Below are 22,876 nucleotides of genomic sequence, written 5' to 3' on the forward strand. Positions count from 1 at the left end.
AAATAGACAGGAAGCCCCCCTCAAGATGGGATTTCCCAGGATGTAAGACCCCTTGTAGACGACGAGGTTGATAGGTTGGGGGTGGAAGTGCCGCAAGGCATGGAGCTGACCAATACTAATCGGTCGAGGGCTTATCCAAATCTACAAACGCGGTGTTTCAGTTTTCGGATTCAGTTTTCAGGGAGCAACATTAGCCTGACTGTTTGGTAATGATGGCGGAGGGGTTCCACACGTACCCATCCCGAACACGACCGTTAAGCCCTCCAGCGCCGATGGTACTTGGACCGCAGGGTCCTGGGAGAGTAGGACGTTGCCAAGCAGAGCAGTACAGATTGACCGTTTCAAGGAGCAATCCGAGGAGACGGTGACTATTCCCTGATAGCTCAGTTGGTAGAGCACTCGACTGTTAATCGAGTTGTCACAGGTTCGAGTCCTGTTCGGGGAGCCATATGGAGAGGTGTCCGAGCTGGCCGAAGGAGCACGATTGGAAATCGTGTAGGCGTCACAAGCGTCTCGAGGGTTCGAATCCCTCTCTCTCCGCCACAATGTACGGCCCGTTGGTCAAGTGGTTAAGACACCTCCCTTTCACGGAGGTAACAGGGGTTCGAGTCCCCTACGGGTCATATCTTTTCTATCACTGTATTGTTAAGTTTAGTAACATTGCTTATAAAAAAAGACTTGACAAAAGTAATTAGAAAATGATATAGTAAGTTTTGTGTCACAATGGAGGTTTAGCTCAGCTGGGAGAGCATCTGCCTTACAAGCAGAGGGTCGGCGGTTCGATCCCGTCAACCTCCACCATAGAATTTTATAGTAAGAACAATGACGCGGGGTGGAGCAGTCCGGTAGCTCGTCGGGCTCATAACCCGAAGGTCACAGGTTCAAATCCTGTCCCCGCAATTAATCTGGAACCGTGGTGTAGGGGTTAACATGCCTGCCTGTCACGCAGGAGATCGCGGGTTCAAATCCCGTCGGTTCCGCCATTAATTGCTTAATAACTAGTATCAACTCACTACATTAATAGATAGTTCTCATCATGATTGAGTAGAAGAGTCGACACACAGCAATACATTAGACTACGGCTCGGTAGCTCAGTCGGTAGAGCAGAGGACTGAAAATCCTCGTGTCGGCGGTTCGATTCCGTCCCGAGCCACCATTTAGATTAATGTATAACACTTGCCGGTGTAGCTCAGTTGGTAGAGCAACTGACTTGTAATCAGTAGGTCGGGGGTTCAAATCCTCTCGCCGGCACCATCTTTTTTTTATTTAATGTGGAGGCTTAGCGAAGTGGCCAAACGCAGCAGACTGTAAATCTGTTCTCTCCGAGTTCGGTGGTTCGAATCCATCAGCCTCCACCAGTTTTGAAGGGGCATAGTTTAAAGGTAGAACAACGGTCTCCAAAACCGTTAGTGTGGGTTCAATTCCTGCTGCCCCTGCCAATATAACATTAATGATTCATTTTATAGCATGGCGATCGTGGCGAAGGGGTTAACGCACCGGACTGTGACTCCGGCATTCGTGGGTTCAAGTCCCATCGGTCGCCCTTTTTATTGGGGATTAGCCAAGCGGTAAGGCAACGGACTTTGACTCCGTCATGCATAGGTTCAAATCCTATATCCCCAGCCATTATTTACTTCTACTTCAATCAAGTATAAGCGGACGTGGCTCAGCGGTAGAGCATCGCCTTGCCAAGGCGAGGGTCGTGGGTTCGATTCCCATCGTCCGCTCCATCTTTTATAATATAATATGGCGCCATAGCCAAGTGGTAAGGCACAGCTCTGCAAAAGCTCTATCCCCAGTTCGAATCTGGGTGGCGCCTCCAGTTATTTTTTAAAATTCTTGCGCCCTTAGCTCAGCTGGATAGAGCGTTTGACTACGAATCAAAAGGCCAGGAGTTCGAATCTCTTAGGGCGCGCCATTTTAGCTCTTATGTTCTAAATGGAAGAAACAAAAAATAGTATCATTTTTAATTAGCCGGTGTGGCGGAATTGGCAGACGCGCGCGACTCAAAATCGTGAGGGAAACCGTGGGGGTTCGAGTCCCTTCACCGGCATACACAAAGAAAAGCACTAGATCATTTGATCTGGTGCTTTTTTTATTGTCTTTAAAATAGATCCTCATAATGAGTATATAATATGTGCTTAATTCCTATTACATTGATTTACTTGTAGGTTAATTCGATAATGCACAAGTAGCCCCCGTCTAAGGTCTAGGATAAAAAACCACCTGTAGTCCATTTTGCAGAATCGATTTCTACTTTACAATGTGTATATAAGGCAAACACAACATTTGCTACAGCCAGATATGAAAGTAACATGTTAGATGCTTTGCAGTCTTGAGGTATTGAACATCTCGTCACGTATGAACATCTAAGAATATGGATATTAAAAATGATGAATACAAATATCTAAGTAAAGGAGGTGGAGCATTTGCGCATGAATCGTAAAAGTATAGCTGCTTTTGCATTGATTATCATTGGTGTATTAATGGTTTTCGGCAAATTTGTACCGGTGTTACATAGTCTGCTCGGTTATCTCATTGGACTATTAATCCCAATCGCATTACTTGTACTTGGTTATTATGCATTACAAAGTGGACGTCGATTTTTGGGGATTACATTATCGGTTATAGGTGCTTGTATCCTATTTGCTAAGTTATCTTGGATTATTGGCCCTGTAATTGGAATTGCGTTGGTATGGTGGGGTTATTCGATGCTGAAAAATCGTCATCATCAGCAACGACAAGATCGAATGTTCTAAATATAGATACATTCTTTATTTAAATCATCGAATCTTGTTGGTGTAGAGGTTGTGAATGGGTAACATTCTAATAAAGCAGTTGGAATGTTACGATATAAATATAGTAAGACATTATTATAAAGTAGTGTGGTTCATTACAAGTATAGTCATCTATTACACTACAAAATAATAGGATATCGTTGATCTTCGATTTCATCTGTTAAGCATACTTTTTCGATAGAATGAAAGTAAGATATACGTAGATATCAAAAAAGATCACTTGTGATCAAGCAAGGGAGGGAGCAATTATTCATGAACGTTTTTAAACGTGTACGTGATATTACAGTGGCTACTTTAAATGAAAGATTAGAACAGAGTCAAGACCCTGTGAGAATGATTGACCAATTTCTTTTAGAGACACGGCGTGCTATTACAGAAGCTGAGCAATTACAGCATCATGTGACTCAACACACACGTCAATTGAAACAACATGTAGATCAAGCATCAGCAATGCGTCAAAAACGTGAAGAACAAGCGATGTTAGCCCTACAAGCAGAAGAGGAAGAATTGGCTCGCATGGCTTTGCAAGAAAAAGTAATGTATGAAGAAAAAGAAAATCAGTATACTGAATTGTTGGATCAAAATACTGAAGCTTTACGAGAAGTACAGCTTCAACTCAATACATTAAAATCCGAGTACCAAGCAGTATACAGTAAACGTGAGTATTATTATGCTCGTATGGAGACACTTCGTCTGCAACAACAAATGAATCGCCGTTTTGGTAATGCTGTTGAAGGTACACCGCAAGCATTTGGACGTTTGGAAGATAAAATCTCCGATTGGGAGATTGAAGCCAAAGCTTTACGGGATTTGAGAAACGGTGATTCTTATTCGTCTTCTTCACATACAACTAATGGTGTATCGTTAGATGAAGAATTAGAGCGTTTAAGACGTAAGCTTGATCCAGATCGTAAGGAGGAGTAGTATGCGCCCGAAGTTATATCGTTCCAATCATGATCGGATTCTGAGTGGGCTGAGTGGAGGTCTTGCTGAGTATTTTCAGATCAATCCAACGTTGTTACGGGTTCTGTTAATATTAAGTATTCCTTTTACAGGAACAACTACAGTGCTAATCTATCTTATTGCAGCACTCATTGTACCTAAGCAACCGCCAGTTTATCGTCCTTTTGAACAGAATCCTTTTCATGAGGAACATCAAGAAGATCGTTATGGCCCACGCCAAACCTATGGTGGATATTGGGGAACATCGCAAAATGCGTATGAACCTAATACGTATGATGCTCCACATCAAAGCAATTCTCGTTACTTTGGTAAAAATCGCCCTCCGCAACAAGCACCTGATCAGACATCCAAATCAAAAGGTGATCTCGATTCAATGATGGAAGGTATTGAAAATAAAGCACTACGTAAAGAAGTAGAACAATTAAGAAAAAAAGTCGCTCAATATGAGAAGGGAGATTTATAATATGGGAGTTTTTAAAAGATTGAAAGATATGACTAAGGCATCGGTGAATGATTTACTAGATAAGGTAGAAGATCCAATTGTAATGCTTAACCAGTATCTACGTGATATGGAAGCAGAGATTCATCAAGCAGAGGTTACTGTTGCTAAACAAATGGCAAATGAACGTCGTATGAAGCAACGTTTTGATGAAGCTGCACGTGTAGGTATGCAACGTGAAAGCCAAGCAACAGCTGCACTTAAAAATGGTCAAGAAGAAGTGGCTCGTAAATTGCTAGAAGAAAAGTTGTATTTTGACCAAAAATTCACTGAGTATTCTGAAATGCACAGCCAAGCTAAAGAACAAGTAACTGATATGATGAACCAATTGCACGAAATGAAAGACGAGTTCTACAAAATGCGTAACAAACGTAATGAACTGGTGTCTCGTGCTCAAATGGCAAAAGCTAAAAAACAAATGGCTCAAGTGAGTTCTGTGAATTCCATAGATAAAGGTGGCGCTTCTCTAGGATTTAACCGCATGGAAGAAAAAATCATGCAAATGGAAGCAGAAGCAGATGTAATGCGTGCTCCTTACCGTTCTGGATATGGATCCAATGCTTATATCAGTGGAGAAGATGCAGAAAAACAACTTAGAGTGGATGAGCAATTGAATTTGTTGAAAAGCAAATTAGCACCTAAAACAATCGAATCTAATTCGTCTGAAGGTCCATCTCTTTCTAAAGATGAAGGTCCCCAACACTAATTAATTTTAGTAGATAAGTGTGGATTAATACAATATAGCTAATCATCGATGTAAATTATAGTTATTAAAATGACAATATGATATGCTAGAACAGGCGAAGCCATACAGCGTATGTGTCATCATGCGGGTATGGCTTTTCTCTTATTAGAAATAAAGGAGGTGCGGTTATGGGAAGAAAAAGGAAAGTGTTTGCTGTGTTATTGATCGGAATTGGATTGCAAGTTTTATTAGGACCGTTGTTTGGCTTCTTTACGATTGCCGCACTTCTTTTGTTGCTAATCGGAATGATGCGTTTACGTAGTGGTGCTATGAGACAAGGGTATATTTTGGGTGGTATCGGATTAGGCTTGTTACTGTTAGATCACTTGATGATTGTGATTGGGATTACTTTGATATCATTAGGATGGTTTTATGTACGTGCTAATAAAGCACATCGGGGACAGCCCTATCGTCTGAAACAAGGATTTATCACAAATGTTCGTTATGATCGGGAACCGTGGATGATGCAAAGTTCTAGTTCATGGCATGCTATCGGAGATATTGATTGTGATCTTGCGCTAGCGATACCCGATGAAACAGAAACTGTTCTGTATTTTCAAGGGATATTAGGAGACTTAGACTTCTCTATACCGGAAGATTATGGGGTAGAGATTGAAGCTTATTTATTAGTTGGTCAGATTGGCTTCGAATCGAATGGCTATCCTGTTGCTGAACGTCAACAAGGCATACAGAATCGTTTGCAATGGAGATCCGCTAATTATCTTACAAGTACGCAAAAAGTGAAGTTGGTTATTTCGTATATTGCTGGTGATCTGAATGTTCGTTTATCTTCTTAGTACAGGTGTGTATACATTAAAGTCAGATAAGCAGGAGGACTTGATACGTGAAAAAGAGAAAACCTGCTGACTTGATTGTCCGCAGTATGGGTGAAGGTATTTTATTAGCCTTCTTATTACTGGTTATTATTATCTATGTACTCTATACGTCGGGTCACTTGAGTGTAGAATTATCATGGCCTTCTTTATTACAGACTGGAGCAGCATTATGTGTTCCGGTTATTGTTGTAGGTAGTCTATATGGGTTGTATCATGCACTCCGGCTCAAAATGCGTTTGGATAAATTGCGAGATACGTTATTAATGTGGGAAAAAGGGAATTGGTCACAAGCTGCTCCGCAATGGGGAAGTGATGAATGGTCAAGGCTAGGTGAACAAATTGATCGAATCGGTAAAAAGTGGGAAGATCAGATTAGTAGTCTTCAACGATTATCCACTAATAATGCACAGTTAGCAGAGCAGGCTAGAATTACAGCTATTATCGAAGAACGTCAGCGGTTAGCTCGTGAACTTCATGATGCCGTTTCTCAGCAATTGTTTGCCATCTCAATGACTGCAACAGCTATTGGACGTACATTTGATAATAATCCTGCACGTGCCAAACGTCAGGTGGAGTTAATTGAAGAAATGTCATCTGTTGCTCAATCAGAGATGAGAGCGCTACTATTACATCTTCGTCCTGTTTATCTGGAAGGAAAACGCTTGTCTCAAGGATTGCGAGAATTGATTCGTGAATTGCAAGCCAAAATTCCGATGGAAATTACGCTAGATATGGATGATGATCTACGATTATTAAAAGGTGTCGAAAATCATATTTTCCGGATTGTACAAGAGTCGTTATCCAATACACTTCGTCATGCCAAAGCAGAACGGATGGAAATTCGTATTATTCAAAAAATAGATTCTGTGCGTGTGACATTAAAAGATGATGGCATCGGGTTCGAATTAAATGAAACGAAACAAGCTTCTTATGGCTTATCTACGATGAGAGAACGAACGAATGAATTGGGAGGTACGATTCAATACATAACAGCTCCTGGAAAAGGAACACGTATTGAGATTGTCATTCCGATTGTGACTTTAAATACGGAAGAAAGCAGGTGGGCATAATACAATGGAAAACGATGAACAATCAATCAAAGTATTATTAGTCGATGATCATGAGATGGTCCGGATTGGACTTGCAGCTGTATTAGATACAGAAGATGGGATTGAGGTTGTTGGTGAAGCAAGTAACGGAGAAGAAGGTATTCGTCTGGCTCAAGAATATAAGCCTGATGTGATCTTAATGGATCTGGTCATGGACGGTATGGATGGTATTGAGACCACAAGGCGTGTATTGCAGATTAATTCCGACTGTAAAGTGATTGTATTGACAAGCTATTTGGATGACGAAAAAATGTATCCTGTGATTGAAGCAGGTGCGTTTAGTTATTTGCTCAAAACATCCCGTGCTAGTGAAATAGCAGATGCTATTCGTGCTGCTGCCAGAGGGCAATCGGTGTTAGAATCGCAAGTGGCTTCTAAAATGATGAGTCGTTTTCGTGAACCCCTTGAACGTGCATTACACGAAGAATTAACAGATCGTGAAATGGATGTACTACGTCTATTAGCCAAAGGGAAATCCAATCAGGATATTGCGGATGAATTAATTATTGGGATCAAAACGGTGAAGTTTCATGTGACTAATTTGCTAGCCAAGTTAGGTGTAGAAGATCGTACACAAGCGGCAATCTATGCTTATAAAAATGGATTAGCCGAGTAATTCACCAGTGGATTTAACGTATCAATTTTATTTGGCAAAGATATAAGTACTTCTTATAGTGGTCAGATAGCGATAGATAGGGTAATTATGGTAGAATACGTTTACCACATTACAGATTTTACATAGAAAGTTGAGGAGCTATGACTGAAAAACAAAATCTTGAGACATTGCAGACACCAAGTGCGGTATTTTTCATTTTTGGAGCAACCGGGGATTTGGCAAGACGTAAATTGTTTCCTGCTATTTATAGTTTGTATCGTGAAGGTAAACTTGCAGAGGATTTTGCAGTCATTGGTGTCGCGCGTCGACCGCGTACCAATGAAGAATTTCGGGAAGATCTCCATCAGTCTATCATAGAGTTTTGTCGCTACAAGATCGGAGCCGAAGAAGATTGGAACCGTTTTGCAGAACATTTTGAATATAAATCGTTAGATATTAACAATGTTGCAGGTTTTCAAGAGTTGAAAGAGCAAACTGAAGTGATTGAGACCAAGTATGGTATTCCGGGCAACCGCTTCTTTTTCCTAGCGCTCGCACCTGAGTTATTCGGTAGTGTATCCCTTAACTTACGTGCAGGCGGCATGATGGATGGAACAGGTTGGAATCGTCTTGTGATCGAGAAGCCTTTCGGTTATGATCTTGAATCTGCTCGTAAGCTCAATGCAGAGATTAATGAAGTATTTAAAGAAGATGAAATTTACCGCATCGATCATTATTTAGGTAAAGAAATGGTGCAAAATATCGAAGTGATTCGATTTGCTAATGCGTTCTTTGAGCCGTTATGGAATAATCAACACATTTCTAACATTCAAATTACACTTAGTGAAACGGTTGGTGTAGAAGAACGTGGTGGATATTATGATCATTCAGGGGCTTTACGCGATATGGGACAGAATCATATGCTACAAATGTTAGCGATGATTGCTATGGAACCGCCAAGTCGTCTGCTTCCTGAAGATATTCATGATGAGAAAGTAAAAGTACTTCGTTCACTACGTGCTTATATGACACCTGAAGAAGTGGATAAAAATGTAGTACGTGCTCAATATGGTGAAGGTGAATCCAAAGGTAAAACATTACCGGGTTACCGTCAGGAAGACAAAGTAGATCCTGCGTCTAATACTGAAACGTATTTTGCTGCAAGACTATTTGTAGATAACTTCCGCTGGTCAGGTGTACCTTTCTATATTCGTACGGGTAAACGTCTACCTGTGAAAACGACTGAAATCATTGTCGAATTCAAGCGTACCCCTACGAATGTGTATCTAGGGCAACGTCATAATCTAGAACCTAATCTATTGGTTATTCGTGTAAATCCAATGGAAGGTATCTATATCAAAATTAATGCTAAAAAACCAGGTTCTGATTCTGAAATCCAGCCTTTGGCAATGGACTTCTGTCAAAGTTGTATGATCGGAATTAACTCCCCTGAAGCTTATGAAAGTTTGATCGAAGACGCTGCACAAGGCGATTCAACCTACTTTACCCGTTGGGATGAAGTATCAGCAGCTTGGAGCTTTATTGATCATATTGCGGATGCTTGGGCACAGAATCCTACGGATGTTAAATCATATCCTGCGGGTTCGTGGGGACCTGATGAAACTCATTTGTTACTTCAACAAGATGGATATCATTGGTGGCCGGTAAATGGTCAGGATGAAGATGATGTGATCTGGCAGGTTGGAAGTAGCAATTAAATATCATTATTGAGCAGAAAACACTCTTATGAGAGCATTACATAAGAGTGTTTTTGTCGTGAATATGATACAATGGATAAAGCCTATTTTAAGTGATGAAGGGAAAATGATAATGAGTAAAACGATAGATCAAGCTTTACAAAATGAAGTGGACAAACGCAGAACATTTGCGATTATATCTCACCCGGATGCCGGGAAAACAACGTTAACAGAAAAGCTATTGTTATTCGGGGGCGCTATCCGTGAAGCAGGTTCGGTTAAAGCTCGTAAAGCGAACAAACACGCGACAAGTGACTGGATGGCGATTGAGAAGCAACGGGGAATCTCTGTAACTTCTTCAGTAATGCAATTTGATTATAATGGACATCGTATTAATATACTGGATACACCGGGTCACCAAGATTTTAGTGAAGATACGTATCGTACGTTAACTGCAGCAGATGCAGCAGTCATGTTGATTGATGTCGCTAAAGGTGTAGAAGCACAGACGATTAAACTATTTAAAGTATGTGCTCAACGTGGGATTCCGATTTTTACTTTTATTAATAAATTAGACCGTGAAGGACAAAGCCCGTTCGAATTGATGGAAGAATTGGAGCAAGTATTAGGTATTCGTTCTGTACCTATGAACTGGCCGATCGGAATGGGACGCGAACTATCCGGTGTCTATGATCGGATGAAAACACAGGTTGAATTATTTAATGGTAAAGATCATTCTACGATTCAAGTGCAAAAAGTAGAAGATTATCGTGATCCAATTATCAAAGAAATGGCAGGCGAATTTTTGTATGATCAGCTTTGTCAGGATATTGAGTTGTTGGATGTAGCGGGTGATCCTTTTGATTATGACAAAGTATTACGTGGTGAATTAACACCGATCTTCTTTGGTAGTGCGGTCAATAACTTTGGTGTGCAGACGTTCTTAGAAAACTTCTTAGAACTTGCGCCAAAACCTGAACCACGTCGTAGTACAGTCGGTATGATTGATCCGATGAATGATAAGTTCAGTGGATATGTATTTAAAATTCAAGCGAATATGAATCCTGCTCACCGAGATCGGATTGCCTTTTTACGTGTAGTATCAGGTAAGTTCGAACGTGGGATGAGTGTACGCCATGTACGTGCAGGCAAAGAGATCAAATTAGCACAACCACAGCAATTTTTGGCACAGGATCGTGATATTGTACAAACCGCTTATCCTGGCGATATTGTCGGATTGTTCGATCCGGGTATTTTCCGTATTGGTGATTCTTTAAGTCAGGGTTCTGATATTGTCTTTGACGAATTGCCTACCTTCTCACCTGAAATATTTGCTAAAGTTACCGTGAAAAATGCGCTTAAACACAAGCAATATCAAAAAGGAATTGATCAATTAACTGAAGAGGGTACGATTCAAGTATTTAATACAGTAAGCTTTGATGAAACGATTCTGGGTGTAGTTGGACAGCTGCAATTTGAAGTATTTGAATATCGGATGAAAAATGAGTATGGTGTAGATGTACAGCTTCAACGGATGCCATATCAATTTGCGCGTTGGATTGTCACTGATAAAGTGGATGCTTCCAAATTCCGTATTAACTCTACACTGGTTAAAGATAAAAAAGAAAACCATGTGGTTCTGTTTGAAAATGAGTATGCGATGCGTACAGCAATCGATAAAAATCCAGATGCTCAATTTTTGGAAATGGCTCCTTAATATCAAATACAGTATATGCTTATGAAAAGCTTGGAGGTTACAATATGCCTAGAAAGCAGTATGCCATTATCGGCATCGGACGCTTTGGTTCTAGCATTGCCAAAACATTGAGTGAAATGGGCTTTGACGTATTAGCTATTGACTCAGATGAACACCGTATTCAAGAAGTATCCAAAATTGTAACTCAAGCCGTAACAGCTGATTCAACAGATGAAGAAGCTTTGCGCTCACTGGGATTACGTAACTTTGATGTAGTGGTTGTAGCGATTGGAGAAGATATTCAATCGAGTATTCTGACTACACTGATTCTCAAAGAAATGGATATTCCAACGATTCTGGTTAAAGCACAAAATGAACTGCACGGTAAAGTATTAACACGGATCGGTGCAGATAAAGTCATTTTCCCTGAACGTGATATGGGGGTACGGGTAGCTCATCATTTAACATCCCCTAATGTATTGGATTATATTGAAATTTCAGAAGAATACAGTATTGTGGAAATGAAAGCATCCGAAGCTATGATCGGCTCTAACTTAAAAGAACTTGATATTCGTGTTCGATATAGTTGTAATGTGATGGCTATCAAACGAGGAAATCAAATGAATATTGCGCCTTCACCGGATGAACGTCTCAAACCGGATGATATTCTTGTGATTGTTGGACAAAAGAATGATCTGCTTAAAATGGAATTAGGTCTGGAAGAATGACCGAAATTCTATCGACCCAGAATGCGAAAGTCAAGGAATGGGCGCAGTTGCTTGAGAAAAAGCATCGGGATAAGCAAGGGAAATTTATAGTAGAAGGTATTCATCTGGTTAGTGAAGTTCTTCGTAGTGATTGGGATATCGACTGTATCGTCTATGATACAGAAAAAGGGATTCCTGCTGAATTGCGTGAAGATATTGATCATTATTCAGGTGGAGCACAGTATATCGCTGTATCCGAAGCAGTACTGTCTAAATGTACCGATACAAAGACACCACAATCTGTTTTTGCAATTGTATACAAACGAAATTCACTTACTGAGCGTCTACTTGAAATCAATCACAGTCTGGTGATGGTATTGGACAATGTTCAAGACCCGGGCAATGTAGGAACGATTATTCGTAGTAGTGATGCGGCAGGAGCAACCGGTATTGTACTCGGTAAAGGTTGCGCGGATCTATATAATCCCAAAACGATTCGTTCGACGATGGGTTCGTTATTTCATTTGCCTGTGATTGAAAGTGATCTCAGTGAACTATTACCTGTTGCCAAGCAAAAAGGGCATCTAGTGCTAAGTACATCGTTACAAGCGAGTCAATCTTGTTATGAGTTTGATTTTACAACAGGAGCTTGGATCGTGATTGGTAACGAAGGTAAAGGGATATCGGCGGAAGTATCAGAGTTAGTGGATCAACATATTTTGATTCCGATGCAAGGGCAAGCAGAGTCGTTAAATGCGGCGATGGCATCGACGATCCTTTTATTTGAAGCGATGCGTCAGCGGATATCTTAGTAATCAGATATATAGGCTATAACAAAAAGGAACTTCTCTTATACGATGAAGTTCCTTTTTGTTATAACTATGTTTTCGTGTTAGATATGATGGAGCTAATTCTAGTAAAGACTGTGTAAGCCTAACAACTATACTTTCACAGGTTTTCTCACCAAGCCGATAAAGCATAGTACTGCGAACACTTCTGCGACCAAAATAACAACACTCATCGGTACAGCAGTGAGTCCACTACCGAGTCCCACTAATGGAGAAGCGGCACCACCTAACAGAAGCGGAAGTAAGCCAAGTAGAGCCGAAGCACTTCCTGCGGCATTACCTTGACTTTGCATCGCCAGAGACGTTGACGTAGCGCCTACAGAACCTACACAAGATACAACAAAGAACAACATCATCGCAATCGGTAACAATCCACCGCCTGCTAGAGCAATAATTAATAACAATAGAGCCGCGGTAAAAGCAATTCCTAGACTGATTTTCAATATAGCCAATTCGCCGTATTTACCAGATAAACGACCTGCCAATTGAGCGAAAATAATAATGCCCAGACCATTCAAAGCAAAAAATAAACTAAAGCCTTGGGCAGATACACCGAATATCGTCTGCACGACAAAAGGAGAACCTGCAATATAAGCAAACATCGCCGCAGTGATAAATGCTTGGGATAAAGCGAAACCGATAAAATGACGATCTTTTATCAATCGTCCAAATGTACGTAATGTTGAACTCAGTCCACCAGAAGCTTTGCGTTCATTGGATAATGTCTCCGGTAAACCAAACAACACCATAAATAACATGATAGCGCCGATGACCGCAAGTACGACAAAGATGCCTTGCCACGGTACAAATTTGAGTAAAGCACCACCGATAATCGGAGCAGCGATCGGAGCCACTCCATTAATCAACATCAGCAGCGAGAAAAATTTGGTTAATTCATGCCCCGAGTAGAGGTCACGTACGACAGCACGCGAAATTACGATACCAGCGGCTCCTGTAACCCCTTGTATGAAGCGTAGAACAATAAGTAGCCCGATACTTTGAGTTAAAGCACAACACAGCGATGCCACCGTATATAAAATCAATGAGATGATAAGCGGTGCACGTCTACCTTTGACATCACTAAGAGGTCCAACCACTAACTGTCCGAATGCTAGACCCAGCAGACAAGCAGTTAGACTAAGCTGTGCAAGAGAAGCATTGGTATGTAGATGCTCTGCTAGCGTAGGCAGTGCAGGTAAATACATATCGATCGATAATGGAGCAAATGCAGATAATGAACCTAAAATTAAAGCGATCCATAACCGTTTAGAGCGGGTTAAGGAATCCGCAGTTAAAGGTGTATGAGATGAAGATTTGTTCATGAATACGTTCATTCCTTTCTGGTAGATCGTTAAGCTGTATACGGACTTTATTTGGATCTTACTTGATTGATGTTCAGACAACTATGTCTCTTCAATCAGCACAACCGTATTTAGTGTAACCGAATAAAGTACAGCTGAAAAGCCTAATATTTCGGTCTGCACCAATTCGTGTTATAATAAATCCCAAAAGATTGTAACAATCCTGGAATCCAATTACACCCGAGGAAGGAAGGTCAACTATCTTGTCCACTAAAGCCAAACAACCGAAACCTGAATGGATCAAAATCAAGATGACCAATGACAGTAACTATCAGGAAATTAAAAGTATGATGCGTTCCAAAACTCTTCATACCGTCTGTGAGGAAGCACGTTGTCCCAATATTTATGAGTGCTGGGCAAATCGTACAGCGACTTTTATGATTTTGGGAGATATTTGTACACGTGCTTGCCGTTTTTGCGCAGTCAATACGGGGATGCCTACGGAGCTTGATTTACAAGAACCAGATCGGGTTGCGGAAGCGGCTGAAAATATGGGGCTTCAACATTGTGTAATTACCAGTGTAGCTCGTGATGATTTGAAAGATGGTGGAGCAAATATTTTTGCGGAGACGATTCGTGCGGTTCGCAAGCGTTTGCCACTTTGTAGTGTCGAAGTATTGATACCTGACTTTATGGGAGATATCGATTCACTAAAAATTGTAATGGATGCTAAACCAGATATTCTGAATCATAATATTGAAACAGTGGAACGGATGTCTGACCGTGTTCGAGCCAGAGCCAAATATCCTCGTTCTATGGAATTGTTACGTAACTCTAAAATACTACAACCTTCGATTCCAACCAAGTCTAGTATTATGCTAGGTGTAGGGGAAGAATGGGATGAAATTTTAAAAACAATGGATGACCTTCGTGCCATGGATTGCGATATTATGACGATTGGACAATATTTACAACCTTCTCCAAAACATTTGGATGTGGCTAAATATTATACTCCTGATGAATTCGCTATTTTAAAAGAAGAAGGATTAAAGCGTGGATTCAGTCATGTTGAGTCTGGTCCGCTTGTCCGTAGTTCCTATCATGCGCATGAACAGGTTCAATCCGCATCGAAGTCGAAGGAAACCTCGACGGTCTAAATGCTGAAAGGCGGGAGAACCTTGATTCAAATCGGCGGTAAAACATACGAGATTATTAAACAGCATCGTGATGGTTGGAATGCAGAAATATTCCGTGAACGATATAGTGAAGTGTTGGATCGGTATGATTATATTCTAGGTGACTGGGGTTATAATCAATTGCGTCTCAAAGGATTTTATCGTGATGGACATCCCAAAGCAGGTAAAGATACTTCTTTATCCAGCTTGACTGAATATATTAATGAATACTGTAACTTTGGCTGTGCTTATTTTGTATTACAAAAAACAAAAGAAGTCGCAGAACCACCAAAGCCAGCGAATGGAGAAAAAGCAGAAAAGCCTGAGAAATCCGAGAAATCGTCAAGAGGACAAGGAAATCATTCCAAAAAAGACAAGCAGGATAAAACAGCAGCTTCCAAAGCAGTTCCTGCGTCTGCTCCAACGCCTGTAGCTCCAGTAGTGCCTGTTGTACAACCTACAGAAGCACCAACGACAATAAGTCCGGTAGAGCCTTCTATAGAGCCTATTCAACCTTCACCTGTAGAACCGCATTCGACAGAGGTTGAAGTGAAACCAAGTGAAGAAAGTTCCAAGTCTTAACTCTTTTATGCATATCAAAAAGCTTCCAAGTCCACTATCACAGTGGCATGTGGAAGCTTTTTTTGATATGTCTAAGTGGTTAGACTTCTGATTGCATTCGTTATCCCAAAAACGATTGACGTACTCGATTCCAAAATGGATAAGGGCGATAACGGGCAAAACTAACTTGATGTTTGGACACCTGACAACGAATCGAAATCAGATCATCAAATGACATATTCAAATGATCCATTGTCAATTGTAGTTTTTGCGGTTTGCGTGAATGAATATCACAATGATGATGTTTTGGTAACATTAAAGAAGATCCAAGTGTACGATAAATCCGGTTATTGATCGAAGCAATCTCAGCGATCTGAAGAGCTTCAATCGTCGGATGTACCATAGCCCCACCAAGCGCTTTGTTATACGCAGTACTTCCTGAAGGGGTCGATACACAAATTCCATCTCCACGGAACATTTCAAAAATCTCATCATTGATATCCACTTGAACCACGACAGTTGTACCATCGGTTCCTTTTAAAGTGAATTCGTTAAGCACGGTATGGTGAGTGGTGCCGCTTTTGGTCTGAATATCCAATTCAATTAATGGATATTTTACAATTTTGGGATGACGATCTGATGTAGAAGACTCGCCCGCCATAAATGTAACCAAATCTGCAAGTTCATCTGCTTTCCAGTCTGCATAAAATCCTAAATGTCCGGTATGAATACCGACAAACGCTACATCTGGAATATGATCAATAAATGTGTGAAAAGCATGAAGCATGGTTCCGTCTCCACCAATAGATACAACGATCTCTGGTGATTCAGCATCTAGCTGAAATCCGCGTTCGGCAGCAAGCTTATGAAATTGCTCACTAAGTTCGATAGATAATTGATCTCCACGATCAAGCACATAGTATCTCAAGTTTGGAAAGCTCCTTTGTCCTTTATCGTTAAATCCTTTGTAAATATACTCACCTTCGATGATAATCAATTCTTGAGCGGAACACAATGTTTAAAGGTAAATCTATTTTAAAATAAATAGCGTTTGGTCATCTTACTGATACATAACCGACATAATGTAGGGTTCTGTAAAGAGTTTGTAATCTAATTGTTAAAGTAAGCGCTTGCAAAAAGGGTTATATTCTCGGAAAAGGTGTGTTAAAATAAGGATATAAATGGTCGTCGGAATTGTCAATGATTGTTAGTACACAATTAGAATGGAGTGATGAACATGACTACAAGCATTCTTGCCGGTATTCTCGTATGTCTATTCGTGTACGTCATTCGTGCTTCCTTTGTTCAATCTGGTGAAGAGGATCGAAGCATGTATTGACTTAGACCGCATGTATTTTTACATTACTTTTTTTATACTATATACATTGATTAGAGACGCTAAAGAAATCTTTAGCGTCTTTTTTATGATATAATTTGAGGCATGACGTATCGAAAGAAAGTTGGCGAGCGATAGTGAAATTTGATCAATCTTTGTATGTATTGCTAGGCGAAGCAGATGGAGTTAGACGCTTAGTTGAAGCCTTTTATCCAAAAGTACAGCGTGATCCGTTAATTGGTCCGCTTTTTCCAGAAGATATCAATCCTGTGATGGAGAAACAATATATGTTTCTTTCGCAATTTTTTGGAGGCCCAGCGCTTTTCTCTGAAGCTTATGGTCATCCGATGATGCGAGCACGTCATATGGGTTTTGAGATTACCGACGAAAAAGCAGATGCCTGGTTAGCCTGTATGAATGAAGCTTTAAAAGAGCTTGAGATTGAAGACGAATTGCGTGTATTTGTAGTAGATCGTTTATCAGGACCGGCTCATCATTTTGTAAATACGCATTAATTTGATTTGGGGGAAGTGGGTTAGATGGAGGGGACAACAGAGTTAGAGCCGTTATATACGATAAAAATCACCTGTCCGCAGTGTGATGCAGAATTTAAAACCAGTCGTGTACGTCCAAGTATGAAAAGAGCTTCACGGCGTGACTCTGACTTTTGTGCTTATTATCAGCAGGAGAATCCTGACTTTTACGTTGTACGCATGTGTCCACATTGCGGGTTTGCTTCAACTGAGAATTCGCAGGCTACACTGACAGATCGTCAACGTGATCTCTATATGGAGCAGATTGGCAATCGGTTAATCAAACGTGATATGGGTGGACATCGTACGAGAGAACAAGCACTGGAAGCTTACAAATTTGCTTTGATGTGTGCACAAGCGATTGGAGATCGGGAACGTATTATTGCTAGCTTTCTTCAGCATATTGCCTGGATTCACCGGTATGGTGGCGAAACAGAGCAAGAACTTCGTTTTCTTCGCTATTGTCTGGATTCTTATATCAAAGTGTATCAGATTGAAAGTGTGAGTGGTGGGGATGCCAAATTGCTATATCTGATTGGTGAACTTCATCGCCGACTTGGGGAATTTAATGAAGCGGTGAAATGGTTCTCACGTGTTATTCATGATAAACGCATTACAGATTCAGCTATGATCCGAGCTTCTCGTGAACAGTGGGCACTGCTTCGGGAACAAATGTTATCTAAAAATATGGCGCTACCAGACGAAATGAAAGAATCTTAATATAAAAAATAGCGGGCACTCTAAGTAGATATAGAGTGATCCGCTATTATTATATTATTGAGCATACTGCCGATAAGCAGTAATTAATGACGAAGAATCGTGTCTGCTAGCAAATAATCTGAATCGGTATCTAATAAAGTGACTCGATTACTGCAACAAGGGAACACCAGTAATTTTTTTTTGCCTTCTCGAATCGAAATTAATTCTTTCGGTTTGAGCGGTAAAATTATATTTTCTGCCTGACAAAACGGACATTCATGAACATAAATATCATTCATAATAATGTCGTATGGCCAGGTCTGATTAAAAGGAATCATAATTATTCGTTGCCGCCTTTGTCGTCTTCTTTTGCCAGTTCAGCAATTTTTTGAAGCAGGATATGCTTGGGCATATGCATCAGTTGTTCTAATGGTACATTTAGCTTTTCCGCTAGCTTAACTGCGGTATCTGCCGAGATCTGTAGTGGTTGCATAAAGCTTCCCTCCTATCTTGGAATATGATGATTTAGAGTATACTATACTTATACCCACTTGACGATGGGGGAGCTAATCATGAATGGGACAATGGAACGAAAATTCATGATTGTTGATGCATCCATTTGAAATTATAATCAATAATCGGCATACTTATAGCTACAAGCAAAATAATTAATCATTCCAACATATGTCTATTTACAGGCAGATACAGAAAGGTGTGCTATGATGAACCATCCTATTCAACCTACATGGAATTTAGAAACGATTTTTGCTGGAGGTTCCAGTTCTGAAGAACTGCAATCTTTTTTACAAACGTTATCCCAAGATATTCAAACACTATCGCAACAATTGAATACGATGGAAGCACCTCAACATGTTACTGAAACGGAACGATATGATGCATTACTGGATCAATTGCAAGATACACGTATTCGTTTGCGCGAAGCGTCTTCTTTTGTCGGTTGTCTGAGTGCACAAGATCAAAGTGATAAAGAAGCGAATCGTCTAGGGTCATTGATTTCAACAATGTCTGCTAATTTACAGGGATTATTTGTACGTTTCCATAGCCTATTGGCGACTACAGCAGATGATATATTTGAGCAATGGATTAGTCGTCCTGAGATTGTTCCGATCGCATTCTATCTGACTGAAAATCGTTCACTGGCCCGTGAGAAAATGACTCCTGAACTGGAAGGATTAGCTCTAGACCTTGGTGTCGATGGTTATCACGGTTGGAGTAAAATGTATGATACGATTGTAAGCCATATCCAGATTCCTTTTGAACAAGATGGTGAAACGATCCTTTTATCCGCAGGACAAGCAGCTAATAAAATGAATGATACGAATCGTGAAGTACGTGAAGAGATGTTCCGTAAATGGGAAGAAGCGTGGGGCAATGCTGAAGATTATTGCGCAGACACGCTTAACCACCTTGCAGGATTCCGTCTCAAATTGTATGAACGTCGTGGCTGGGATCAAGTCTTAAAAGAACCTCTTGCCATTAACCGCATGTCTGATCAGACGTTGAATGCAATGTGGGATGTTATCGTTAAAAATAAACCGGTATTCGTCGATTATTTGAACCGCAAAGCACAAATTCTAGGTGTTGATCAATTAAGCTGGAATGATGTAGATGCACCGATCAGTACGGTAGATAGTCATGTTGATTATGATGATGCTGCCAAGATTATCGTGGATCAATTCCGCAAATTTAATCCTGAGATGGCTGACTTTGCAGAACATGCTTTTGAACAGCGCTGGATCGAAGCTGAAGATCGTGCTGGTAAGCGTCCAGGTGGATTCTGTACGTCGTTACCTATGAGTAAAGAAACACGTATCTTTATGACTTACAGTGGCACAGCATCCAATGTATCCACGTTAGCGCATGAGCTCGGACACGGATATCATCAACATGTGATGAATGATTTGCCTGCTTTTAGTCAAGGATATGCGATGAATGTGGCAGAGACAGCATCTACATTTGCTGAAATGATCGTAGCGGATTCTTTAGTCAAACAAGCCCAAAATGACGAAGAAAAAGTTTCTTTGTTAGAAGATAAGATTCAGCGTAGTATTGCATTCTTTATGAATATTCATGCTCGCTTCTTATTTGAAACTCGTTTTTATGAGCAACGTCGGACAGGAACGGTAGGCACAGACGAGCTTAACCGCCTTATGGAAGAAGCGCAACGTGAAGCCTATTGCGATACACTATCTTCATACCACCCGCATTTCTGGGCGTCTAAGCTACATTTTTATATTACAGGTGTTCCTTTCTATAACTATCCGTACACATTCGGTTATATGTTCAGTACAGGTATCTATGCGTTAGCACAACAAGAAGGTGCAAGCTTTGCTGCGAAATATGATGCGTTGTTGCAAGATACCGGACGGATGTCTGTAGAAGAATTGGCTCAAAAACATCTAGGTGTCGATTTGACTCAGCCTGATTTCTGGCAAAATGCTATGAATGTAAGTATTGCGGATGTCGAATTATTTATGAATATGACTGTAGAACAAGTGAAAAAATAATTGGTTAACAATATATACGTAATCGATCCTCATTGATCTATTAAAAACGATATTCATTTTGTATTCTTACTCTCAGAATGCAAGTGGATATCGTTTTTTTAAATTTTTAAATAAACCTAGTAAAATCCAATTATTCTATTAAATAGCGAATGAAAGCGTAGGTAAATATAGGAATAATAATCGAAATTTGTCGAATAGTAGTAAAAAGTACCTAATTGTTAAAAATAGTATTGATCATACACTAAATAGGTTCTATAATGAGTCAGAAGTCCTAATTTAATATGTTTTTTAGAGAGAGGAAGGGGAAAAAATGCCTAAGAACGATCTAGTTTCTCTTACGAGACAACTCGACATTGTGTTCAAGGAGCTTGAAAACGAGTTAACCCATTTGGATTCTGGAACAGTATTTATTCAGATTCGTAACAATACAGTGGGGAAATTTGGTATTAAACACAATCCAATCGCAGGAAGAAATGGGGAGTGGAACGGTCCAGAAGAAGGATTGAACATGATTCAGATCAAATCGTTTCGACAAATGGCAATTGAATCGCTAAAATTCAAAAACCATTGGACGCATGGGGAAATCAGTTACGAATTTGCTATTCGTAAAGGAATGATTGCGGTCGATACCACGATTGAATCGAACTATAATATGGCTAACCATATGATTCGCTATCCAAGAGCTACATACAGCGAAGTACAATCAGAGTTATCCTAAGTATAGACAAAGCAAGATTACAGCAACATATTCCCATTTTTATGTAGATCATCTGTTTACTGCACTCATACCTTATATTTTTATATCGAACTCTTAAGCACCACGACGTGAATCTGCACGTCACTATATATACGATGAATCTTAAGTAAGAAGGAATAGCAATCTAATAGCAAAACGAAAAAAGATGACTCCGATAAGAGTCACCTAGGCGTGTAGATGTGTATCTCAGGATATGACATCTGCACGTTTTTTCGTTATTACAAAGTTGTGGCAAAATGGTTAATGTCATCCAAATATTTGCCTTTATTTCAGTTGGGTATATTTTTCGATCACATCGATTTGTAGACTGAATTCGACAGGTTGTTCTGGAGCAACATCAATCAGACCTGTGAAATCTTGTGAATGCGTAGAATTAGCTGCATCCGGTAGCGTCGTATACGGTTCAATACATAGATACTGATCACTTTCACCTTTGGTATACAGTACCCAATATTTGAAATAATCCGGATCAGCTGAATAACGAATACCATAACCATCATCACGTGTTAATTCTGCACTTACCGGACGCTTATCTCCGATCCGAAGCAGATTATCCCAGTTACGATTTGCCATATTCATACCCGTATTGAGTTCTTCCCATTCTTCTAAAGGAACCACTTCGCCAGTAGGAATCTGTTCTGCATCTTGAAGCAGTTGATCGCTCACTGGAATATTTAAGGTCCATCGTTGTGGTTCACCATCTAACAAGAACCACGTATGTAACCCGAATCCAAAGGGAGCAGATGTATCTCCTAGATTGGTAATTTTCATACGTTGCATCAGTGAAGTACCTTGTAATTGTAATGTCATTTCTAATTGAAGTGGAATCGGATATTGACGCATCCAGTTCGGATCATCTGCTGTTAATAACTCGGTCGTAAGCGTGCAACCTTCATCATTTTCATCAATATCAGATACACGCCATGCTTGCGTACGATGTAATCCATGAATATGATTATCGTTGGCTGTATTTTGATCGAATTGATAGGTCGTTCCACTGTATTCGAAATGTCCACGACGAATTCGTCCAGGTGGCATCAACATAGGCATCCCAAAGTGATAAGGTTTTTGCAAATAAAAATCAAGATCGCTTTCTTCTGGACGACGCAAAATCTCACGATCTTCTTGTAAGTCGCGAATGCCGATCACATTGTTACCGAGTCTTGGCAGCAACGTAACTTCTAACTGCTGACTTTTCAAAATATATGTGTCATAACCGTTCCATGTTCCTTTGGTTACTTTCATGGCGCTGCTCCCTCTTTCTGCATCGAAATATACATCCATGATAACAGATTTTGAGTCCAATTGGGATTTGACAATGTTACATTTGCCAATTATGATGAGATTCAAGAATACGATGACAGAGAGTAGTAAGCAAAAAGAGCTTCTTCAGAAAGCTGATGGATGATGAGAATCAGCGTAGAACTTTTGCCGAATGGACTCTGGAGTGCTGTGCCCAACCAGACATCTGTGATATGTAGGATGCGTCTGTA

The 22,876-nt window shown here is 40.3% G+C and carries 22 protein-coding genes, 16 tRNA genes, 2 rRNA genes and 1 other annotated feature (1 of these 41 cut by a window edge); of the genes, 35 read left to right on the forward strand and 5 right to left on the reverse strand.

Annotation, left to right across the window (positions count from 1 at the left end):
- The 29 genes from PTI45_RS24395 to PTI45_RS17520 all read left to right on the forward strand — a co-directional run.
- Nucleotides 1-139, forward strand: a 23S ribosomal RNA gene (locus tag PTI45_RS24395); the annotation flags it as partial.
- Between the two features lie 63 nt (nt 140-202).
- Nucleotides 203-319 (forward strand): 5S ribosomal RNA (gene rrf / locus PTI45_RS17385).
- Nucleotides 320-372: 53 nt separating this feature from the next.
- Nucleotides 373-448: transfer RNA gene (locus PTI45_RS17390), tRNA-Asn, on the forward strand.
- Nucleotides 449-451: 3 nt separating this feature from the next.
- A tRNA-Ser gene (locus PTI45_RS17395) sits at nt 452-543 on the forward strand.
- An 8-nt stretch (nt 544-551) separates the two neighbouring features.
- Nucleotides 552-623 (forward strand) — tRNA-Glu (locus PTI45_RS17400).
- Between the two features lie 102 nt (nt 624-725).
- Nucleotides 726-801, forward strand: a tRNA-Val gene (locus PTI45_RS17405).
- Nucleotides 802-826: 25 nt separating this feature from the next.
- Nucleotides 827-900: transfer RNA gene (locus PTI45_RS17410), tRNA-Met, on the forward strand.
- Nucleotides 901-907: 7 nt separating this feature from the next.
- Nucleotides 908-983 (forward strand) — tRNA-Asp (locus PTI45_RS17415).
- A gap of 97 nt (nt 984-1,080) precedes the next feature.
- Nucleotides 1,081-1,156 (forward strand) — tRNA-Phe (locus tag PTI45_RS17420).
- 22 nt (nt 1,157-1,178) lie between these two features.
- Nucleotides 1,179-1,254, forward strand: a tRNA-Thr gene (locus tag PTI45_RS17425).
- 19 nt (nt 1,255-1,273) lie between these two features.
- Nucleotides 1,274-1,358 (forward strand) — tRNA-Tyr (locus PTI45_RS17430).
- Nucleotides 1,359-1,365: 7 nt separating this feature from the next.
- Nucleotides 1,366-1,439 (forward strand) — tRNA-Trp (locus tag PTI45_RS17435).
- Nucleotides 1,440-1,470: 31 nt separating this feature from the next.
- A tRNA-His gene (locus tag PTI45_RS17440) sits at nt 1,471-1,543 on the forward strand.
- Between the two features lie 8 nt (nt 1,544-1,551).
- Nucleotides 1,552-1,626 (forward strand) — tRNA-Gln (locus PTI45_RS17445).
- Between the two features lie 29 nt (nt 1,627-1,655).
- Nucleotides 1,656-1,730 (forward strand) — tRNA-Gly (locus tag PTI45_RS17450).
- Between the two features lie 18 nt (nt 1,731-1,748).
- Nucleotides 1,749-1,822, forward strand: a tRNA-Cys gene (locus tag PTI45_RS17455).
- A gap of 19 nt (nt 1,823-1,841) precedes the next feature.
- Nucleotides 1,842-1,918 (forward strand) — tRNA-Arg (locus PTI45_RS17460).
- Nucleotides 1,919-1,973: 55 nt separating this feature from the next.
- A tRNA-Leu gene (locus PTI45_RS17465) sits at nt 1,974-2,053 on the forward strand.
- A gap of 382 nt (nt 2,054-2,435) precedes the next feature.
- On the forward strand, nt 2,436-2,759 hold the full coding sequence (locus PTI45_RS17470; RefSeq protein WP_241669382.1) for a hypothetical protein: 324 nt from the start codon (nt 2,436-2,438) through the stop codon (nt 2,757-2,759).
- A 291-nt stretch (nt 2,760-3,050) separates the two neighbouring features.
- Nucleotides 3,051-3,722: a PspA/IM30 family protein gene (locus PTI45_RS17475; protein WP_069328881.1), complete on the forward strand. Its 672-nt coding sequence runs from the start codon at nt 3,051-3,053 to the stop codon at nt 3,720-3,722.
- Between the two features lies 1 nt (nt 3,723).
- The gene (locus PTI45_RS17480) at nt 3,724-4,224 is read left to right on the forward strand and encodes a PspC domain-containing protein (protein WP_069328882.1); all 501 of its coding nucleotides are present in this window, start codon (nt 3,724-3,726) and stop codon (nt 4,222-4,224) included.
- 1 nt (nt 4,225) lies between these two features.
- Nucleotides 4,226-4,966, forward strand: a complete 741-nt coding sequence (locus tag PTI45_RS17485; RefSeq protein ID WP_069328883.1) for a PspA/IM30 family protein — start codon at nt 4,226-4,228, stop codon at nt 4,964-4,966.
- 167 nt (nt 4,967-5,133) lie between these two features.
- Nucleotides 5,134-5,802 carry a cell wall-active antibiotics response protein LiaF gene (liaF, locus tag PTI45_RS17490; RefSeq protein WP_069328884.1) on the forward strand — a complete coding sequence of 223 codons (669 nt, stop codon included), beginning with the start codon at nt 5,134-5,136 and terminating at the stop codon, nt 5,800-5,802.
- 47 nt (nt 5,803-5,849) lie between these two features.
- The gene (locus tag PTI45_RS17495) at nt 5,850-6,911 is read left to right on the forward strand and encodes a sensor histidine kinase (RefSeq protein WP_069328885.1); all 1,062 of its coding nucleotides are present in this window, start codon (nt 5,850-5,852) and stop codon (nt 6,909-6,911) included.
- A gap of 4 nt (nt 6,912-6,915) precedes the next feature.
- Nucleotides 6,916-7,566, forward strand: a complete 651-nt coding sequence (locus PTI45_RS17500; RefSeq protein WP_069328886.1) for a response regulator — start codon at nt 6,916-6,918, stop codon at nt 7,564-7,566.
- A 140-nt stretch (nt 7,567-7,706) separates the two neighbouring features.
- Complete coding sequence (gene zwf / locus PTI45_RS17505; RefSeq protein ID WP_069328887.1) at nt 7,707-9,263, forward strand: glucose-6-phosphate dehydrogenase; 1,557 nt, start codon at nt 7,707-7,709, stop codon at nt 9,261-9,263.
- A 112-nt stretch (nt 9,264-9,375) separates the two neighbouring features.
- Nucleotides 9,376-10,959 carry a peptide chain release factor 3 gene (locus tag PTI45_RS17510; RefSeq protein ID WP_069328888.1) on the forward strand — a complete coding sequence of 528 codons (1,584 nt, stop codon included), beginning with the start codon at nt 9,376-9,378 and terminating at the stop codon, nt 10,957-10,959.
- Nucleotides 10,959-11,666: a potassium channel family protein gene (locus tag PTI45_RS17515; RefSeq protein WP_273594607.1), complete on the forward strand. Its 708-nt coding sequence runs from the start codon at nt 10,959-10,961 to the stop codon at nt 11,664-11,666. Before PTI45_RS17510 ends, PTI45_RS17515 begins: the two co-directional genes overlap by 1 nt.
- Nucleotides 11,663-12,457, forward strand: a complete 795-nt coding sequence (locus PTI45_RS17520) for a TrmH family RNA methyltransferase (RefSeq protein ID WP_069328890.1) — start codon at nt 11,663-11,665, stop codon at nt 12,455-12,457. Before PTI45_RS17515 ends, PTI45_RS17520 begins: the two co-directional genes overlap by 4 nt.
- Nucleotides 12,458-12,585: 128 nt before the next feature.
- Here PTI45_RS17520 and PTI45_RS17525 read toward each other — a convergent pair whose 3' ends face one another.
- Complete coding sequence (locus tag PTI45_RS17525; protein WP_069328891.1) at nt 12,586-13,815, reverse strand: multidrug effflux MFS transporter; 1,230 nt, start codon at nt 13,813-13,815, stop codon at nt 12,586-12,588.
- A gap of 242 nt (nt 13,816-14,057) precedes the next feature.
- On the opposite strand from PTI45_RS17525, the gene lipA reads away from it, so the two are divergent.
- Nucleotides 14,058-14,951, forward strand: coding sequence for a lipoyl synthase (gene lipA, locus PTI45_RS17530; protein WP_083243598.1), 894 nt, complete (start codon nt 14,058-14,060; stop codon nt 14,949-14,951).
- A gap of 21 nt (nt 14,952-14,972) precedes the next feature.
- Nucleotides 14,973-15,551 (forward strand): YutD family protein, encoded by a 579-nt coding sequence (locus PTI45_RS24495; RefSeq protein ID WP_245703504.1) that lies wholly within the window; start codon nt 14,973-14,975, stop codon nt 15,549-15,551.
- Nucleotides 15,552-15,651: 100 nt separating this feature from the next.
- Here PTI45_RS24495 and PTI45_RS17540 read toward each other — a convergent pair whose 3' ends face one another.
- A complete protein-coding gene (locus PTI45_RS17540; RefSeq protein ID WP_069328892.1) occupies nt 15,652-16,458 on the reverse strand; it encodes an NAD kinase in 807 nt (268 codons plus the stop codon).
- Between the two features lie 545 nt (nt 16,459-17,003).
- On the opposite strand from PTI45_RS17540, the gene PTI45_RS17545 reads away from it, so the two are divergent.
- Both PTI45_RS17545 and PTI45_RS17550 read left to right on the forward strand, forming a co-directional pair.
- Complete coding sequence (locus PTI45_RS17545) at nt 17,004-17,381, forward strand: globin domain-containing protein (protein ID WP_069328893.1); 378 nt, start codon at nt 17,004-17,006, stop codon at nt 17,379-17,381.
- Between the two features lie 24 nt (nt 17,382-17,405).
- Complete coding sequence (locus PTI45_RS17550) at nt 17,406-18,119, forward strand: DUF2225 domain-containing protein (protein WP_069328894.1); 714 nt, start codon at nt 17,406-17,408, stop codon at nt 18,117-18,119.
- A gap of 83 nt (nt 18,120-18,202) precedes the next feature.
- Here the strand turns inward: PTI45_RS17550 and PTI45_RS17555 are convergent, their stop codons facing one another.
- On the reverse strand, nt 18,203-18,436 hold the full coding sequence (locus PTI45_RS17555; RefSeq protein ID WP_069328895.1) for a hypothetical protein: 234 nt from the start codon (nt 18,434-18,436) through the stop codon (nt 18,203-18,205).
- Between the two features lie 2 nt (nt 18,437-18,438).
- Nucleotides 18,439-18,591 carry a YycC family protein gene (locus tag PTI45_RS17560; protein ID WP_069328896.1) on the reverse strand — a complete coding sequence of 51 codons (153 nt, stop codon included), beginning with the start codon at nt 18,589-18,591 and terminating at the stop codon, nt 18,439-18,441.
- Nucleotides 18,592-18,820: 229 nt separating this feature from the next.
- Here PTI45_RS17560 and PTI45_RS17565 point away from each other — a divergent pair, with 229 nt between their 5' ends.
- Together PTI45_RS17565 and PTI45_RS17570 are read left to right on the forward strand one after the other, a co-directional pair.
- Entirely contained in the window at nt 18,821-20,626 is a 1,806-nt protein-coding gene (locus PTI45_RS17565; RefSeq protein WP_069328897.1) for a M3 family oligoendopeptidase, read from the forward strand.
- A 310-nt stretch (nt 20,627-20,936) separates the two neighbouring features.
- Nucleotides 20,937-21,344, forward strand: coding sequence for an O-methyltransferase (locus PTI45_RS17570; protein ID WP_069328898.1), 408 nt, complete (start codon nt 20,937-20,939; stop codon nt 21,342-21,344).
- A gap of 303 nt (nt 21,345-21,647) precedes the next feature.
- Here the strand turns inward: PTI45_RS17570 and PTI45_RS17575 are convergent, their stop codons facing one another.
- Nucleotides 21,648-22,628 (reverse strand): aldose 1-epimerase, encoded by a 981-nt coding sequence (locus PTI45_RS17575; RefSeq protein ID WP_069328899.1) that lies wholly within the window; start codon nt 22,626-22,628, stop codon nt 21,648-21,650.
- Between the two features lie 103 nt (nt 22,629-22,731).
- Nucleotides 22,732-22,876: a binding site (T-box leader), on the forward strand (it continues 127 nt past the right edge of the window).

Source organism: Paenibacillus nuruki (genome assembly GCF_001721045.1).
Lineage (GTDB): Bacteria > Bacillota > Bacilli > Paenibacillales > Paenibacillaceae > Saccharibacillus > Saccharibacillus nuruki.

Bases quoted from the DNA above. Each gene is read 5' to 3' on its own strand.
- zwf (WP_069328887.1), top strand. From the start codon at position 7,707: ATGACTGAAAAACAAAATCTTGAGACATTGCAGACACCAAGTGCGGTA.
- PTI45_RS17475 (WP_069328881.1), top strand. From the start codon at position 3,051: ATGAACGTTTTTAAACGTGTACGTGATATTACAGTGGCTACTTTAAAT.
- PTI45_RS17525 (WP_069328891.1), bottom strand. From the start codon at position 13,815: ATGAACAAATCTTCATCTCATACACCTTTAACTGCGGATTCCTTAACC.
- PTI45_RS17555 (WP_069328895.1), bottom strand. From the start codon at position 18,436: ATGATTCCTTTTAATCAGACCTGGCCATACGACATTATTATGAATGAT.
- PTI45_RS17570 (WP_069328898.1), top strand. From the start codon at position 20,937: ATGCCTAAGAACGATCTAGTTTCTCTTACGAGACAACTCGACATTGTG.
- PTI45_RS17480 (WP_069328882.1), top strand. From the start codon at position 3,724: ATGCGCCCGAAGTTATATCGTTCCAATCATGATCGGATTCTGAGTGGG.
- PTI45_RS17520 (WP_069328890.1), top strand. From the start codon at position 11,663: ATGACCGAAATTCTATCGACCCAGAATGCGAAAGTCAAGGAATGGGCG.
- PTI45_RS17485 (WP_069328883.1), top strand. From the start codon at position 4,226: ATGGGAGTTTTTAAAAGATTGAAAGATATGACTAAGGCATCGGTGAAT.
- liaF (WP_069328884.1), top strand. From the start codon at position 5,134: ATGGGAAGAAAAAGGAAAGTGTTTGCTGTGTTATTGATCGGAATTGGA.
- PTI45_RS17470 (WP_241669382.1), top strand. From the start codon at position 2,436: ATGAATCGTAAAAGTATAGCTGCTTTTGCATTGATTATCATTGGTGTA.
- PTI45_RS17510 (WP_069328888.1), top strand. From the start codon at position 9,376: ATGAGTAAAACGATAGATCAAGCTTTACAAAATGAAGTGGACAAACGC.
- PTI45_RS17575 (WP_069328899.1), bottom strand. From the start codon at position 22,628: ATGAAAGTAACCAAAGGAACATGGAACGGTTATGACACATATATTTTG.
- PTI45_RS17500 (WP_069328886.1), top strand. From the start codon at position 6,916: ATGGAAAACGATGAACAATCAATCAAAGTATTATTAGTCGATGATCAT.
- PTI45_RS17560 (WP_069328896.1), bottom strand. From the start codon at position 18,591: ATGCAACCACTACAGATCTCGGCAGATACCGCAGTTAAGCTAGCGGAA.
- PTI45_RS17550 (WP_069328894.1), top strand. From the start codon at position 17,406: ATGGAGGGGACAACAGAGTTAGAGCCGTTATATACGATAAAAATCACC.
- PTI45_RS17565 (WP_069328897.1), top strand. From the start codon at position 18,821: ATGAACCATCCTATTCAACCTACATGGAATTTAGAAACGATTTTTGCT.